Consider the following 15,627-nt stretch of genomic DNA (forward strand, 5'->3'; position numbering starts at 1 on the left):
GCGCGCGCATCGCGCTGTGACTGCCAGCTCGCCGTATGGGGCTGCTGGCAGGTTGGCATCTGGCGGGATGACGGGGGGAGCCGTCGTCCCGGGTCCCCCGGGCGCTGACGCGAGTGTCGGTCATCTCTGCGGGATGGGGAGATGGCCGACGCTCCTTTTTTACCTTTGAGCGCCGCTTGTGAAGCTGTCGCCGGCGCTGTCACGCGCCCTTTCTGCATGGCTGGTAGCCGTCACTGACAGGACAAGCCTGCCAGCAAACTGTTGTCTATGCCGCCAACGTAGCAGGGGTATCCGGGTGCGGCGTCGCTCTCATCTTCGGAAAGATGGACATAGGCCAGTTGTTTTGGCGGTTTCGACATATGCCAGAACGTCCCGATACCGGTTTTCTTGTCCAGCATGCACACATCAAACGATGCCGTTACCCGCGCATCGCCTGCACTGTAACCGGCAAAAAATGCCGTCAGCAGATCAAGGTGGTGGCGATGGAACGCATGGATATCATCAAAGAAGAAGGCCGGGCGCAGCTGCTTGTTGAATGCATTGTATTCGGCTTGTTCAAGCAGCTTGTCTGCGGACGAAAACTGCGTGACCAAAGGTTTGATGATCTCGCAAAGGATGCGGTCGGTTTTGACTGATACGCAATGCAGCTGAAACCCTACGCGTCCAGGTGCGGTGAAGAAGATATTTCCGGTGGAGATATCAGGTGGGACACCGCTGTTTGTACGGATCTGTTTGGCAGTTTTGGCAAGCTGAGCAAGATTTATGGGGCCGCCATCGCTCACGTTTTTTAAGAATAATCTCAAAAAATTGATCTTCAGAAAAACATCGCCGGAAGCGGCGATAGCACCGTATTTCCAAGGGTAAACCTTGCGGTAATTGGTGAGCACACACTCCGGTGCGTCTGGGTTTGACTGCTGCGTCAATACTGCGCAATGATCTCCGGCGAGGATTAGATGATCCTGCGTATCGGCGGCGATGATCAGCGTCACTGCTATAAATCTCCATGGAAGTGCATCGTAGATAAAGGAACTATGACATGCCCGGTAACTTCATCGTCAAGGCCAGTGACCACCCATTTCTGCAGGGCGAGTTCAGGGTAATTGGACTGCCAAAGTTACCGGACACCCGGCTCAAGTTGTTCGACGAAGGTTTTGTGCTGAAGGACAAGACAAGCGGCGAGCCTCTGCCCAACGTTTCCTATCGCATCCTGCTCGAGGACGGCAGCTATCTGGAGGGCGTCACCGATTCCCTCGGGCGCACGCAGGTGGTGAAAACAGCAAGCTCCGAAATGCTGTCTTTGGAAGTGAAGGGGGTTTGAGCCGATGATCATTGTCCCTGTCGCGCAGCACATCTTTCGCCGCATTGCCGAATCCGCCACCTCGCCCATATCCAAGACGGCACGCAGGGAAGTTCTGGTCGAAAGGCCGGAGAACGTACTGCATATCGACGCCATTGCGCTTGCACCGGAAATCTTCGTGGATGATGGCGACGCAAACGAAAACGGTGTGGCGGTCGAAGGCTCAACCGAGCCGCAGGCGGTTCCACATAGACACCCGATGGTCAAGGTTGAGCCCGCGGACAACCGTATCGCGCACCGCGAGCTGAAGATTCGCATCTGGAGCGAAGGTCGCCCCGACAATCTCCATGCAGGCAAGACGGTGACATGGACGATGGTGCCGCTGTTCGTGCGCCCTGTGGCAGAAGGCGAGGAGGCAGCCGGCGCTGTTTTTCGCGGCGATTGGGCGCAGGCGGCAGTGGCGCATCGTGACCGCTTTGAGACCCCCGCCGAGTTCACCGCCACCGGGTTTGCTCGCGTCAGTCAGGAGCAGGCAACCACCACCGTGGACGCTACCGGCCACACGGCCATCCGCATCAACCTTCCCCCCATCGCGTTCAATGCCGCGCGCATCAGCGTGCAGTTGGAAGGCGAGGCTGCAGCAGTCGAGCTGATCGACCTGGAAGTGCCGGGCATCATCGTGATCGACCCGGGGCATGGGGGCGAGGGCAACGCAGCGGGCTCCTCGGCCAACAATGCGACATCACATACCAGTCGCGTTCTGGAAAAGGAACTGACGCTTGATTTTGGCCTGCGGACCAGAACGGCATTGCGCGCGTTGCGTGTCGGTGAGAATCAAAATCTACGGGTTTACATGACGCGAACCGAGGACAGAAACCTAAGCGGGGAAGCGCGCGCATCTGTGGGCCGGAACAAGGGGGGCGATATTCTACTAAGCATCCATTTCAATGGCGCAAATACGGTGGCAAGAGGCACCGAGACACTGGTGCGCCCTCGTGCCAGCAATGTAAATTTTGATCAGGACACTGCGTTGGCGCAAAGAGTGAATGACGCGGCTTACAACGCAATTCGCGCGCATGATGCCGGGGCAAGGAATCGTGGGATTAAATCTGAAAGGGCACTTGCGGTTCTAAGTGATGACACGTTGGAGAATACAGCCGTCTATCACCCCTTGCGTGCTGCACTCCTGGAGGTGGAGTTCATCGATAACGAGAGCGTCGATAGGTTGCTCAGCATCGATGATGGCTACGAGCAGGTCAGGCAGGATATCTGCGATGCCGTCGCCGGGGCATTGCTTGAAGATTTGAGGATGAATCAATGAACCAGTTACGCCTATTGCGGAACAATGCAATCCTTCACCGTATCCGCGTACTCCGTTGCCTGATCCTGTTGGGCACGGTTCTCGTGTCAGGTTGCACATCGGAAGCGGTTGCGGTGGCGGCTTCGTCAATGGAAGAAAAACCAGCAAGGTTGGCGTCGTCTGACCAGCGGGTAGCTCGCTATATGCTGACGCCCATTCCGGTGAGCGAGGCGCCATCGAGACCGCTCGGGAAGTTTCCTTTTATGCTGGTCGGGTCGGGGTCTGAGAGCGCGCGGATCGTTGATCAAAATCGCAAGACAATTAGGTCCGCTCCGGCGGGGGGGACAATTTTTAGTTTCAAAGTTAGTCCAAATCGGAAGTGGGTTCTTATCTATTTCGGTGAAGGGGAATATGCAGTTGCTTCCGCTGAATCATTTGAGGATATCGCCAGGCCACCGGAGCGGCCTGATGGGTTCGAGGATGCGACTGGATTCAGTTGGTTCATTCTTGATGATGATCACCTGATCGGGCAGGCCGACCTTCCGTCGCTGGATCCGGGGGTGGGGATGACCCTTTCCGAAAAGGATTCGCTTCCGCCCCGCGATACGCTGATCTATATCTATACCATTTCCAGCGGAACAACGACGCGCGCCGAGATTGACGGCACATTGCCGCGCCCTCTTAATATTTCTGAAAATTCTGAAGGTCGTCTCTTTGTGGTGAATTTTTATGATCTCGAGAAGTTTGGCGCGAAGATCATTCAGATTCCGGAGCCTTGATCCCCCGACCCCGAAGGCCGGGTTTGTATGCTTTCTCGCATGCCCGAACGTCATGCGCCGCTTACACTTTCTGGAAAGAGCGGCTGCTTTTCCGGGCTGCAGCAGGTCGGTTGGAGTATCTGCGATGCCATCGCCGGCGCATTGCTTGAAGATTTAAGGATGAATCAATGAGGCAGCTACGCCTATTGCGGACCAATGCACTCTTTCACAGCAGCCGGGTGCTGCTTTCCCTGATCCTGTTTGGCGCGATTCTCGTGACGGGTTGCACATCCGAAGCGGTGGCAGTGGCGGCCTCATCTGCTGAGCCCCCCATCACAACATCGCCATCGCGACCGCCGACTGAACAGCGGGCAGTTCGCTATCTGCTGACAACGGTGCCAGTGGACGAGGCATCACCACGACGGCTAGGAAGATTGCTAGACATGCTGGTCGGATCTGGATCTGGATCTGGATCTGGATCTGAGCGCGCGCGGATCATTAGACACAATCTGGGCGTGATAAGGTCTGCTCCCGGTTGGGACAAGATTTCTGGTTCTGAAGTCAGCCCGGATCAGAAATGGGTTTTGCTCGATATCGGCGAAGCGGGGTATGCGATTGCTTCCGCTGAATCACTGGCCAAATCATTTGAAGATATCCCCAGGCCGCCGAGGATCCCTGATGGTTTCGATGACGCAACCGCTATTGGTTGGATGGTTTTCGACGACGATCACTTGATCGGGCAGGCCGACCTTCCTTCATTGGATCCGGGGGTAGGGATGACCCTTTCGGAAAAGGATTCGCTTCCGCCTCGGGATACGCTGATCTATATCTACACCGTTTCCAGCGGAACAACGACGCGCGCCGAGATTGACGGAACATTGCCGCGTCCTTTCGATATTATCGAAGGTCCTGGGGGCCGTATCGTTATTGCAAATAATTTTAATCTCGAATTGCTTGGCGCGAAGATTATTCAGATTCCGGAGCCTTGATCCCCTGGCTCCGAAGAGCGCGTTTGTATGCTTTCGTGTGTGCCCGAGCGTCATGCGTCGCGGGTATTTTTGAAAGAGCGGGTGCGTGTCCGGGTTGCAGCAGGTCGGTCGGAACATCCGCGATGCCGTCGCCGACGTATTGCCTGAAGATTTAAGGATGAATCGATGAAGCAGCTACGCCTATCGCGGAACAGTGCGACCTTCTTTCACAGCAGCCGGGTGCTGCTTTGCCTGATCCTGTTTGGCGCGGTTCTCGTGTCGGGTTGCACATCCGAAGCGGTGGCGGTGGCGGTTTCGTCACCGGAAGAAAAGCCTGCAACGTTGTCATCGATAGCGTCGCCGGACCAGCGGGCAGTTCGCTATCGGCTGACAGGTGTGCCAGTGGACGAGGTAGCACCGCGACGGCTACGAGACTTGCCAGTCTGGCTGGACGAGTCTGGGCCTGAGCGCGCGCAGATCATTAGACACAATCTGGGCGTGATAAGGACTGCTTCCCAATCGGGAAGGATTTCTGATGCTAAAGTCAGCCCGGACCGGAAATGGGCGTTGCTCTCTATCGGTGAAGCGGGGTATGCGATTGCTTCCGCTGAATATTTAGCCAAATCATTCGAAGACATCGACACGCCGCCGAGAGACCCCGATGGTTTCGATGACGCAACCGCGATTTATTGGGTCATTCTCGACGACGATCACTTGATAGGGCAGGCCGACCTTCCTTCGCTGGATCCGGGGGGGATGACCCTTTCGGAAAAGGATTCGCTTCCGCCTCGGGATACGCTGGTTTATATCTACACCCTCTCCACTGGAAAGACGGCGCGCGCCGAGATTGACGGAACATTGCCGCGCCCTTTCCGCATTTCTGAAGATCCTGAAGGTCGTCTGCGTATTTTGAGTTTTGATGATCTCCAAGGGTTTGGCGCGAAGATCATTCAGATTACGGAGCCCTGACCCGCAGCGGTTGCGGGATTCCCAGCCCGAGGCGTCGGCAGTGGGTGCAGCTGCTATGTGAAGGACTGCAACGCCATCAGGCCGATTCGCCCGTGGTTGCCCCCATCAGAAGTGGAAGGCACCGGTACGGCACTCGCAAGATCGAACCACCCCGCTGGGCAGTCCGGGCGGGGCGGAGGGCTTGCGTTCCATTTGGGGGCCAATGCCGTGTTTGGGAGAGTTGGCCGCCTGTCTGGCGCATTCACGTTCAAAGGCCGCCGCGAGCAGTGGCCGAGCGCTTCAATCCTGTTGTGATTCATGGTCTTATTGATGGAAATTCATCTTCGACCTGCTAATCTCGCCCGATGATTAGACGCGCCCTGGTTTGTTGCCTCACCCTCGGCATGGTTGCCTGCGCAACCCAGCCGAAGTCTCCTGCCCCCCTGCCGGCCCCGGCGGAAACGCCGGTCAAGCCCAATGCCGGCCCGGCCGAGGCCGTCCCCGAGGCCCAGGCAAGCCTGCCGCCGGTGGATCTGACCCCGGTGCCGTTTGAAACCGCCCGCGCCAATTTCGTGCGCGATACGGCGGCCAAGTACCGCATCGACCCGGCCTATATCGAAGCTACCCTGGCCCAGGCGCAGATCCGCGAGCCGATCATCGCGGCGATGTCGCGTCCGGCCGAACGGGTCAAGCCGTGGAACGAATACCGGCCGATGTTCATCACCCAGGCCCGCATCGATGGCGGTCGCAACTTCCTGGCGCAGCACCGCGATGAGCTGATGCGGGTGCAGGAGCGCACCGGCGTGCCGGCCGAAGTGATCGTGTCCATCATCGGCGTGGAGACCAGTTACGGCCGCAATGCCGGCAACCACCGCGTGCTGGATGCGCTGTACACGCTGGCCTTCAAGTACCCGCGCAGCGGCGACCCGGCCAAGCTGGAGCGCGAAGTGCGCCGCGAGCTGTTCTTCCGCGACGAACTGGCCAAGCTGTTCGAACTCAGTGCGCTGGAGAAGCTGGACATCACCAGCATCAAGGGCAGCTATGCCGGCGCCATGGGCATGGGCCAGTTCATGCCGTCCAGCTACCTGGACTTCGCGGTGGACGGCAATGGCGACGGCCGCCGTGACCTGTTCAACAGCTATGACGATGTGTTCTCGTCCATCGCCAATTACTTCGTCAAGAAGGGCGGCTGGATCCGCGGTGGCACCGTTGCGGTACCGGCGACGCTGCAGGCCGGCTTCGAGGAGTTCAATCCCACCGACTGGACCCCGACCTACACCGTTACCGAGCTGGCGGCGCGTGGTTACCAGCCGGTCACGCCGGTGCGCGCGGTCAACGCCAAGGCTACCCCGGTGACCTTGGAAGGCAGCGACGGCAAGCAGTACTGGCTGGGCTTCCAGAACTACTACGCAATCACCCGCTACAACATCTCCAAAATGTACGCGATGGCCGTGTTCCAGCTGTCCCAGGCCATCGCCGGCAAGGAGCTCCCCCCGGCATGAACATCAAGTGGCTGGTCCCTGCGTTGATCGTGCTCGGGCTGGCCGCCTGCAGCAGCGCCCCCAAGAAGTCGGCATCCGGTACAGCGGGTGCCAGCTCGGCATCGCGGCCGGCGACGGTGGTGCACGGGCGTGGCAGTGCACGCGGTGAATGCCCTGAGGGCTCACCTTATGCCAAGGCGCAGGAAGACCTGTCCACCCGTGGCAACTACACCGCTGGCGGCCTGTACAAGCCCGGTGTAAGCGACTCCACGCCGAGCTACATACCCAATGTGGATTGCATTCCCGAGCCGGTAGTGACCAACGAGGCGCGCTCGGCGGTCGGCAATCGGTCGCCGTATACGGTGCTGGGCAAGCAGTACCAGATCATGGATCGCGTCGATAACTACGTGGAGCAGGGCACTGCCTCGTACTACGGGCAGAAATTCCACGGGCGCCTCACCTCCAACCGTGAGGTGTACGACATGTACGCCTTCACCGCCGCGCACAAGACCTTGCCGCTGCCGAGTTTTGCGCGGGTGACCAACCTGGACAACGGCGAGTCTGTGATCGTGCGCGTCAATGATCGTGGCCCGTTCCATGAAGGCCGGGTCATTGACCTCAGCTATGCCGCTGCCGTGCGGCTGGGCATCACCCAGCGCGGCACCGGCCGGGTGGAGGTGCATGGCCTGACCCCCGGCAGTGAGAACCTGCAGGCCTCCGGTGACAGCCGTCGTGTCCGTCGTGAGCGTGCTGCTGCGACGGTTGCCGCCGCAGTGCCGGCGACGCGGCCCGCAGCAGCGGCACCCAGCCGCATGGACCAGTTGGTCGAGAAGCTGCCGGCCGCCCCGGCCCGACCGGTTGCCGGCAGCGCCGACCATTTCGAAACCTGGATGAAGGACAACGGGGTGCGTGTCGCCACCGGTCGTCCAGCCACCACCAGCGCGGCCAGCACGGCGGCAGCCCCGGTACGCGTCCAGGCCTTGCCGGCATCGTCGGAGCTGCTGCAGTTCACGCCGCCGGCCGGCGGCGCGGTGGCCGCAGCGTCGGTGCCGAAGGCCGCGCCAGCGGCACAGCCTGACCCTGCTTCCCGCGCGCTGGGCGCGATCCTGCTGCAGGTGGCCAGTTTCTCCTCCCGTGACAATGCTGCAAGGGCCTTGGGCCAGCTGACCTCGGCCGGTATCGTCGGGGCCAGCCTCAGTGACATCGTCAGCGGCGGCCGTACCTTGTGGCGCCTGCGCGTGCCGGCCAGCGACAACAACAGCGCCACGGAACTTGCCGGGCGCATTGCCGGTCTTGGATTTGGCCTGCCACAAGTGGTCCGCGATTAACCCCAGCCATACCGGGGTGCCGCCGTCTGGCTGGCGTCGCCCTACAATGACCGCCCGAATTTTTCTTCCTCGTCCATCAGGAACCGTTTTCCGATGAAATTCCGTTTTGCCGCCGTTGCACTGGCCACCACGCTCGCCGTGGGTCTGGCCTCCGCCCAGACACCCACCCCGACGCCGACGCCTGCACCGGCCGCCGCTGCCGCTCCGGCACAGGTGGCAACGCCGCCGGCACCGGTTCCGACCACGGCCACGGCATGGGTGCTGATGGACTACGCCACCGGCCAGGTGCTGGCGGGCGAGAATATCCATACCCCGCTGCCGCCGGCCAGCATCACCAAGGTGATGACGTCCTACGTGCTGGCTGCGGAAATGAAGACCGGCAAGATCAAGCCGGACGACCAGGTGATGATGAGCGAGCGCGCCTGGCGTGAGGGCGGCGCAGGCACCGATGGCAGCTACAGCGGTTTCCCGGTCAACCAGACGGCGCGTCTGGAAGACATGGAAAAGGGCATGGCGATCCAGTCCGGCAACGACGCGGCGATCGCGTTGGCCGAACATGCTGCCGGCAGCCAGGAAGCCTTTGCGGCGCTGATGAACAGCTACGCCGCCAAGATCGGCATGAAGGACTCGCACTTCGTCAACGCACACGGCCTGAACGCCGAGGGCCACCAGTCCAGCGCCTACGACTTGGCACTGCTGGGTCGCGCCTTCGTGCGTGATTACCCGGAGACCTATGCCTACAACAAGATCAAGGAATTCACGGTAGGCAAGATCACCCAGCCGAACCGCAACCTGCTGTTGTGGCGTGACCAGAGCGTGGACGGCATCAAGACCGGCCACACTTCGGCTGCCGGTTATTGCCTGCTGAGCTCGGCGCAGCGCGGTGACCAGCGTCTGGTCGCGGTACTGATGGGCGGCGCGTCGGAGAAGCAGCGTGCCGATGACAGCCTGGCGTTGTTGAACTGGGGTTTCCGTTTCTTCGAAACCCACCGCATGTATGAGCCGGGCAAGGCGGTGACCACGCAGCATGTGTGGAAGGGTGCGGCCGATGAGGTGCAGCTGGGTGTGGCGCAGCCGATGCTGGTGAGCGTGCCGCGTGGCCGTTACAACGATCTGAAGCCGTCGATGGACGTGCCGAAGGAGTTGGTGGCGCCGATCACTGCAGGTCAGCAGATTGGCACGGTCAAGGTGTCGCTGGACGGCAAGGTGGTTGCCGAGGCGCCGCTGGTGGCGGTGCAGGCGGTGGAAGAGGGTGGTTTCTTCAAGCGTCTGTGGGATGCCTTCATGATGTGGTGGAAGTCCGAATAAGAGCTCTTACCGGCTGAAAGGCCGAGCGGCGTTGCGGTGTTCTGTCGACTGGAGTTCAGGTTGATGGGGCGCAGCGACGCCGCTTTTGTTTTGCCTGCGGAGCGCCGCTCAGTCGCCCCTTGGCCAAGTGCAGCTCAGCTCCAGATGCCGTTTTGGCCCCAAGTGCAGCTTTGCTCCCTCCCTTTGCCGCAGGCAAGGGGAGGGTTGGGGAGGGGTAGCTTTCGCAGTTGCAGTTGCAGCTGCAGTCGCGGTTGCTTTGGACTTTGACTTACCGGGCCTCTTCCGCAGCGACGGAGCCAGTGGGAAGAACCCGAAGGGCGACGTGCATGGATGCACGTCGTTTTTCGCCACGACAGGGATGTCGTGTCGAAAAATCCCGCTGGCGGAGTGGACCCGCGTCGCGCAGCGGCGTGGGCGCGGAGGCAGGGTGTGCTTTCTTTTGGTTATCTTTTCTTTGCACAAGCAAAGAAAAGTAACTCGCTCCCCGAAGGGGAGTGAAAGCTCTTGCTCTTGCTCTTGTTCCAACCGCAACCGCAACCGCAACCAAGATCAAGATCAAGATCAAGAGCTTTCGCCCGCCTGCGGCGCGCGAGCACACCTTTCTTTGCTTGTGCAAAGAAACGTGGCCCAAAGAAAGCACACCCTGCCTCCGCGCCCACGCCGCTGCGCGGCGCGGGTCCACTCCGCTGGCAGGATTTTTCGACGAGACATCCCTGTCTCGTCGAAAAACGACGCACATCCATGTGCGCCGCCCCGTCCGGGGTCTTGTCTGCCAGCTCCGTCGCTGCGGAAGGGGCCCGGTAAGTCAAAAGCTGAAGAGCGAAAGCCGAAGCAAATGCAAAAGCAAATGCAAAAGCAAAAGCAAAAGCCGGAGCGAAAGCCGGAGCGAAAGCGCCCTCACCCCAACCCCTCTCCCGCACGCGGGAGAGGGGCTGGCAATGCGTCGGCTGCTAGTACATTAGCCCCTCTCCCGCGTGCGGGAGAGGGGTTGGGGTGAGGGCGCTTTTTGCCTTGTCGCTTTTACAGCGCGAGTGGCTGCAATTGTTCACCGCTGCAATCAAAGCGTGCGACTGATGGTGAAGCTGCCGAATACCGGGGTCTGTTTCTGACCGTCAAATTCGCGGGTGCGGTGGTAGCGGGCCAGGGCGAATTTCCATTTGCCACGCATCACCGCAACGCCATATCCGATGTCGCCTACCAAGGCCCGCTTGTCCACGCTGTGACTGTTGCGGAAGGTGTTGCCATCCAATGTGATGTCGCGCAGTACCCAACGCGCGTCACTGGTGACGAACAGGTGGCTGGACCAGCCTTCGGCGCGGCCGCGGCGGGTGGGTGCCGTGTTTTCGCCGGCCGGGCGCATCGGTGAACTGCCGAAGTCATCTGGCAACTTCCAGCCAAAACGTACTTCACCGCCAACATTGGCATACGTGGCAAGGTTGCCGATAGCGCCGCCCCAATGGCTGATCGCGTCCCAGCCCCAACCTGCAGCGTTGCCTTCCGCAGGCCAGCGCTGCATGCGCTCATGCAGCAGTTTGAATACCGGCTCGTCGTGCAACTGGTTGTCCCAGCCCATGAATTCTTCATCGCCCAGGACGCTGTGCACCGCGTCCTGTACCTGCTTGCCCTGTGCCGAAGGGCCGATCATTCCCAAGGCCAGCTGGGTGGTTCGCAGGTGGTTGCCGTTGCGCGCGTTGTAACCGAAATTGACCATCAACACCGCCGCATACGGGCGGTCATCTTCGATCAAGTCGCTGCGGGTGCTGTCAGTAGGCGTGTACAAACCCTGGCCGAAGCTGAAGATCATGTTCTGCTGCTGGAACTCACCGGGGTGTAAACGTTCCAGGTGCCGATTCATCCAGCGCGCAAGGCGCGGCAGGCAGGGGTCGTCGGTGTAGTCCTGCAGGTTTGGCGACACCAAGGTGAACATCGCGCCATTGGTGTATCCCTGATCCTGCTGCGCGCCGCCCAGCAGATCATTGTCGACGCGGAAGTTGATTGCAGGCGGGTGATCATCCAGGGCACTTTGCGTGCATTGCTGCGCCGCCCAGGCCGGTGCGATTGCGAGGCTGCCTGTAAACAACAGCATTCGGGCAGCGTTTTTCATGGGGAGGCTCCACGCCAGCAGGATGACATGCAGCTTAGTGGTGCGTTGTTGACCGGCATATCGCTATCGAGCGGACAGATTGTTGTGAGTGTGATGGTGGCTTTTCATGCGCATGTGCGCGCAACAGGTGGCGTTCGTGGACGTTGCCGTGATTCCTGCGCGGTAGCAGCGGTGCAGGTGGCATGTCGGATCGCGACGGCTATTTTCGCTTCTTTCCGCGCCTGCCTTTGGCCGGACTGGCGGGATAGAGGTTTGCTCCGGTGGGACAGTCATCATCCGTCCCCGGGGTTGCGCGCAGGCCGTGATTCGAAAATTGCGGTTCGGTACTGCAGGAGGGTGTTCGATGCGTGTCCGCTGACGCCGCTGGCCATGAGCCGGTCCGGTTCCGGCAGGAGGTTGGCCTGGCGACGCTGATCCGGCTGAGCTCTGGGCATGAGGTGCGGGTCCGGGGGCGGGGATTGTGCCGGCCACCGATGGGACGGTGCGGCGGCCCCGGCGGAGGGGCCGGGCAGGGCAGGCTGTCCTGTGGATCGCCGCCCATCGCCAGTCGCCGGACCTTGTCTGGCGCTCCTGTTGCCCGAAACCGGGGGCGGAGCGGCCGTTTCAGCCCCATAAAGGGAGCCCCCTCACAAAAACGTCATGCATCCTGATGCCCGTCTGGGTTAGGATTCCGGCGGACCGGACCGTGCTCGTCTGCTAGGTAACATCAGGGACAGAGTCTTACCGCAAGGTCTCTAAGCCAAAGGAACGCACCTCGTAAGGTGCAGGTTAATGGGGAAGTATCAGATGCGTAACGTTTTTTCGCCGCTCACCGCAGCGGTCCTCACTCTGGGCATCGCTGCGGCAGTCAGCAGCCAGCCGGCCCATGCCGCGTTCAAGACCAAGGGCACCCAGGCGCAGCAGCAGCGCCAGCAGGCTGCCGCGCAGATTCCGACCTGCCAGCGCCCGATCGGTACGCTGTCGGTGATCGAGCCGGAAGACTCCACCAACTGGTGGACCGGCCAGCAGCTGCCGGCGCCGTCGCGCCTGATCAAGGCCTTCGTCAACCGCTCGCGTTGTTTCACCCTGGTGGACCGTGGCGCCGGTATGGCCGCAGGCCAGTTCGAACGTGAATTGGCGGCCAGCGGTGACCTGCGTGGTCGTTCCAACGTCGGCAAGGGCCAGATCAAGGCCGCCGACTACGTGATGATCCCGGATCTGGTCTCGCAGAACAGCAACGCCGGTGGCAATGCCATTGGCGGCCTGCTGGGTGGCCTGATCGGCGGTCGCGCTGGCGCGATCGTGGGTGGCTTGAACTTCACCAGCAAGACCGCTGACGTGGTGCTGACCGTGACCGACGTGCGTTCGTCGGAGCAGGTGGCCATTTCCGAAGGCTCGGCGCGCAAGAGCGACATGGGCTTTGGCGCCGGCGGCGGCCTGTTCGGTGGTAGCGGCCTGGGTGCGGCCGGCGTTGGTGGTTATGCCAACACTGAGATCGGCCAGGTGATCACCATGGCCTACCTGCAGGCCTATACCGACATCATCGCCCAGCTGGGTGGTCTGCCGGAGAACGCTTCTGCCGCCAATGCGCAGCAGGCAGTGACGGTCACCCGTGCCGGTCGCCTGCTGGCGAATGCGCGCGGTACCGGTGCGCCGGTACGCACCCTGGAAGCCGGGATGATGCTGTACCCGACCGGCACCAAGGAAGGCGTGATGTGGGAAGTCGAGGATGAACTGGGCAACCGTGGCTGGGTGTCGTCCACCCTGCTGCAGCTGTCCAAGTAAGCCTGGGTTTATCCCGCAGAAGGGCCGCGCAAGCGGCCCTTCTGGTTTCTGGGCGGGGCTGTGGTGCCGGGCCATGCTCGGCAGGGGCCTCCCCGACAACGCGCCTTGCAGGAGCGGCGTCAGCCGCGAAGCTGGCCATCTGCATCAATGGCAATGCCCGCAACCTGAACATCCTTGAGCTTCGCGGCTGACGCCGCTCCCACAGCGAGCGATGCCGGGAGGCCCCTTGCCGAGCATGGCTCGGCACTACAGGTGGCCGGCATGGAAGGCTGCAATCCGGCAGTGGCCTTGGGTTTGTAGGCGTTCGCCCCGATAATGGCGGCATGGAAATCAAGTCCGACAACCCTGAACACGGCTTCCAGTTCCCCGGTACGTTTGAGCTCAGCGCCATGGGCGCGGCCAATATCGGTCTGGAGACGGAGCTGCCCAAATTGCTGCAAAGCGCCGGTATCGAGGTGCTGGAAGAGCGCATCAGCTGGAAAGCGTCCTCCAACGGCAAGTACGTCTCGGTGCGCATCGCCTTCAAGGCCGACAGCCGTGAACAGTACGACGCCGCGCACACGGCGATGCGTGAGCATCCGGAAGTGAAGTGGACGCTGTAACCGCCTGTGCGGCAGAAACGCAGGGCAAGACGCTGCGGCCCGCATTGCTGCGTGATCTGGGCCGGCAAGGCTATGAGCCGGTCTGGCACGCCATGCAGCAGTTCACCGATGCCCGTACCGATGCCAGCACCGACGAGGTGTGGGTAGTCGAGCACGATCCGGTGTTCACCCTGGGCCAGGCCGGCAAGGACGAGCATGTGCTGGCGCCGGGCGACATCCCGGTGCTGCACGTGGACCGCGGTGGCCAGGTGACCTATCACGGCCCCGGCCAGATCGTGGTCTACCCGTTGCTGGACCTGCGCCGGCTCGGCATCGGTGTGCGTGATTACGTGTGCCGGATCGAGCAGGCCATCATCGATACGCTGGATGAATGGAACATCGGTGCCGAACGCATGGACGGCGCGCCCGGTGTCTACGTCGGCGGGGCCAAGATTGCCGCGCTCGGCATCCGCGTGCGCCGCGGCTGCAGTTTCCACGGGCTGGCGTTCAATGTGTCGCTGGACCTGGAGCCCTTCCACCGCATCAACCCCTGCGGCTACGCCGGGATGCAGGTGACCTCGGTGCTAGACTTGGGCGGTCCTTCGGGCATCGAAGCGGTCAAGTCGGTGCTGCTGTCCCATCTGGCCCAGCAGTTCGGCCTGGCCTTGCAGCCGACGCCCGAACTGCCCGATCTGACTACGCGGCTCTGAGACCGCTGATAACGCCATGACTGAATCCACCACGCGCTCCATTCCCCTGCAGGTCGTGCAGGGCGACATCCCGTCCGCGCCGTTGCAGGCCGGTGTCAAACAGCTTGGCGGCGACAAGATCAACCGCTCGCCGGTGCAGTTCGCCGACGCGCCGATGCTGCGCAAGCCTTCCTGGATCCGCGTGCGCATTCCCTCGGGCAATGCCGTGGCCAACCTCAAGGCCAAGCTGCGCGAGAACCGTCTGGTGACGGTGTGCGAGGAAGCCAGCTGCCCGAACATCCACGAATGCTTCGGCCATGGCACCGCCACCTTCATGATCCTGGGCGAGGTCTGCACCCGCCGCTGCTCGTTCTGCGACGTGGCCCACGGCCGGCCCAAGCCGCCGGACGCCAATGAGCCCGCCAGCCTGGGACAGACCGTGGCCGACATGGGCCTGAAATACGTGGTGGTGACCAGCGTCGACCGTGATGACCTGCGCGACGGCGGTGCCCAGCACTTCGTCGACTGCATCACTGCCATCCGCGAGAAGTCGCCGGGCACCCGCATCGAGGTGCTGACCCCGGACTTCCGTGGCAAGGGCCGCATGGAGCGCGCGCTGGAAATCCTCGCGCAGAACCCGCCGGACGTGTTCAACCACAACATCGAAACCGTGCCGGACCTGTACCGCAACGTACGCCCGGGCGCGGATTACCAGTGGTCGCTGACCCTGCTGAAGAACTTCAAGGCACAGCATCCGAACGTGCCGACCAAGTCCGGCATCATGCTCGGCCTGGGCGAAACCTTCGAGCAGGTGCAGGCCACCCTGCGTGACCTGCGCGCGCACGAGGTGGAAATGGTGACCATCGGCCAGTACCTGCAGCCGACTGCCCACCACCACCCGGTGCTGCGTTACTGGACGCCGGAGGAGTACAAGGCGTTCGAGGATTACGGCTACGAACTGGGCTTCACCCATGTTGCCTCCGGCCCGATGGTGCGTTCGTCCTACCATGCCGACCAGCAGGCGGCCGGTGCCGGCGTCGCTGTCTGAACCAGTCCCCCGCATCCCGCTGCGGCCCGTTGCCGCAGCCGGGATCGCGTCGA

The 15,627-nt window shown here is 61.7% G+C and carries 15 protein-coding genes; 13 read left to right on the plus strand and 2 right to left on the minus strand.

All coding sequences use genetic code 11. The features are described 5' to 3' along the window. Window positions 1-230: 230 nt before the first annotated feature. On the minus strand, window positions 231-989 hold the full coding sequence (locus RT131_RS11900) for a hypothetical protein (protein ID WP_313173020.1): 759 nt from the start codon (window positions 987-989) through the stop codon (window positions 231-233). Between the two features lie 47 nt (window positions 990-1,036). Between RT131_RS11900 and RT131_RS11905 the strand changes: the two genes are divergently transcribed. From RT131_RS11905 to RT131_RS11945, 9 genes are all read left to right on the plus strand, one after another. Continuing rightward, window positions 1,037-1,318, plus strand: a complete 282-nt coding sequence (locus RT131_RS11905) for a hypothetical protein (RefSeq protein ID WP_313173021.1) — start codon at window positions 1,037-1,039, stop codon at window positions 1,316-1,318. 4 nt (window positions 1,319-1,322) lie between these two features. Continuing rightward, on the plus strand, window positions 1,323-2,618 hold the full coding sequence (locus tag RT131_RS11910; RefSeq protein WP_313173022.1) for an N-acetylmuramoyl-L-alanine amidase: 1,296 nt from the start codon (window positions 1,323-1,325) through the stop codon (window positions 2,616-2,618). Next, window positions 2,615-3,376, plus strand: coding sequence for a hypothetical protein (locus RT131_RS11915; protein WP_313173023.1), 762 nt, complete (start codon window positions 2,615-2,617; stop codon window positions 3,374-3,376). Before RT131_RS11910 ends, RT131_RS11915 begins: the two co-directional genes overlap by 4 nt. Before the next feature lie 39 nt (window positions 3,377-3,415). Next, window positions 3,416-3,547, plus strand: a complete 132-nt coding sequence (locus tag RT131_RS11920) for a hypothetical protein (protein WP_313173024.1) — start codon at window positions 3,416-3,418, stop codon at window positions 3,545-3,547. Beyond that, entirely contained in the window at window positions 3,544-4,344 is an 801-nt protein-coding gene (locus RT131_RS11925) for a hypothetical protein (RefSeq protein ID WP_313173025.1), read from the plus strand. The genes RT131_RS11920 and RT131_RS11925 overlap by 4 nt, the downstream gene beginning before the upstream one ends. Window positions 4,345-4,509: 165 nt before the next feature. Beyond that, a complete protein-coding gene (locus tag RT131_RS11930) occupies window positions 4,510-5,292 on the plus strand; it encodes a hypothetical protein (protein ID WP_313173026.1) in 783 nt (260 codons plus the stop codon). A gap of 344 nt (window positions 5,293-5,636) precedes the next feature. Continuing rightward, a complete protein-coding gene (gene mltB / locus RT131_RS11935) occupies window positions 5,637-6,773 on the plus strand; it encodes a lytic murein transglycosylase B (RefSeq protein ID WP_313173027.1) in 1,137 nt (378 codons plus the stop codon). Further along, window positions 6,770-8,080 (plus strand): septal ring lytic transglycosylase RlpA family protein, encoded by a 1,311-nt coding sequence (locus RT131_RS11940; protein WP_313173028.1) that lies wholly within the window; start codon window positions 6,770-6,772, stop codon window positions 8,078-8,080. Before mltB ends, RT131_RS11940 begins: the two co-directional genes overlap by 4 nt. 93 nt (window positions 8,081-8,173) lie before the next feature. After that, the gene (locus RT131_RS11945; RefSeq protein WP_313173029.1) at window positions 8,174-9,388 is read left to right on the plus strand and encodes a D-alanyl-D-alanine carboxypeptidase family protein; all 1,215 of its coding nucleotides are present in this window, start codon (window positions 8,174-8,176) and stop codon (window positions 9,386-9,388) included. Window positions 9,389-10,445: 1,057 nt separating this feature from the next. Here RT131_RS11945 and RT131_RS11950 read toward each other — a convergent pair. Continuing rightward, window positions 10,446-11,492, minus strand: a complete 1,047-nt coding sequence (locus tag RT131_RS11950; protein WP_313173030.1) for a lipid A deacylase LpxR family protein — start codon at window positions 11,490-11,492, stop codon at window positions 10,446-10,448. 786 nt (window positions 11,493-12,278) lie between these two features. Here RT131_RS11950 and RT131_RS11955 point away from each other — a divergent pair. The 4 genes from RT131_RS11955 (at window position 12,279) to lipA (ending at window position 15,574) form a co-directional block, all read left to right on the plus strand. Continuing rightward, window positions 12,279-13,256 (plus strand): CsgG/HfaB family protein, encoded by a 978-nt coding sequence (locus RT131_RS11955; protein ID WP_313173031.1) that lies wholly within the window; start codon window positions 12,279-12,281, stop codon window positions 13,254-13,256. 323 nt (window positions 13,257-13,579) lie between these two features. Beyond that, window positions 13,580-13,858: a DUF493 family protein gene (locus RT131_RS11960; RefSeq protein ID WP_313173032.1), complete on the plus strand. Its 279-nt coding sequence runs from the start codon at window positions 13,580-13,582 to the stop codon at window positions 13,856-13,858. Further along, entirely contained in the window at window positions 13,846-14,547 is a 702-nt protein-coding gene (gene lipB / locus RT131_RS11965) for a lipoyl(octanoyl) transferase LipB (RefSeq protein WP_313173033.1), read from the plus strand. Before RT131_RS11960 ends, lipB begins: the two co-directional genes overlap by 13 nt. A 16-nt stretch (window positions 14,548-14,563) precedes the next feature. After that, entirely contained in the window at window positions 14,564-15,574 is a 1,011-nt protein-coding gene (gene lipA, locus RT131_RS11970) for a lipoyl synthase (RefSeq protein WP_313173034.1), read from the plus strand. The last annotated feature ends 53 nt before the right edge of the window (window positions 15,575-15,627 follow it).

Origin of the sequence: Stenotrophomonas sp., from assembly GCF_032066555.1 — a bacterium.
Classification (GTDB): Bacteria; Pseudomonadota; Gammaproteobacteria; order Xanthomonadales; family Xanthomonadaceae; genus Stenotrophomonas.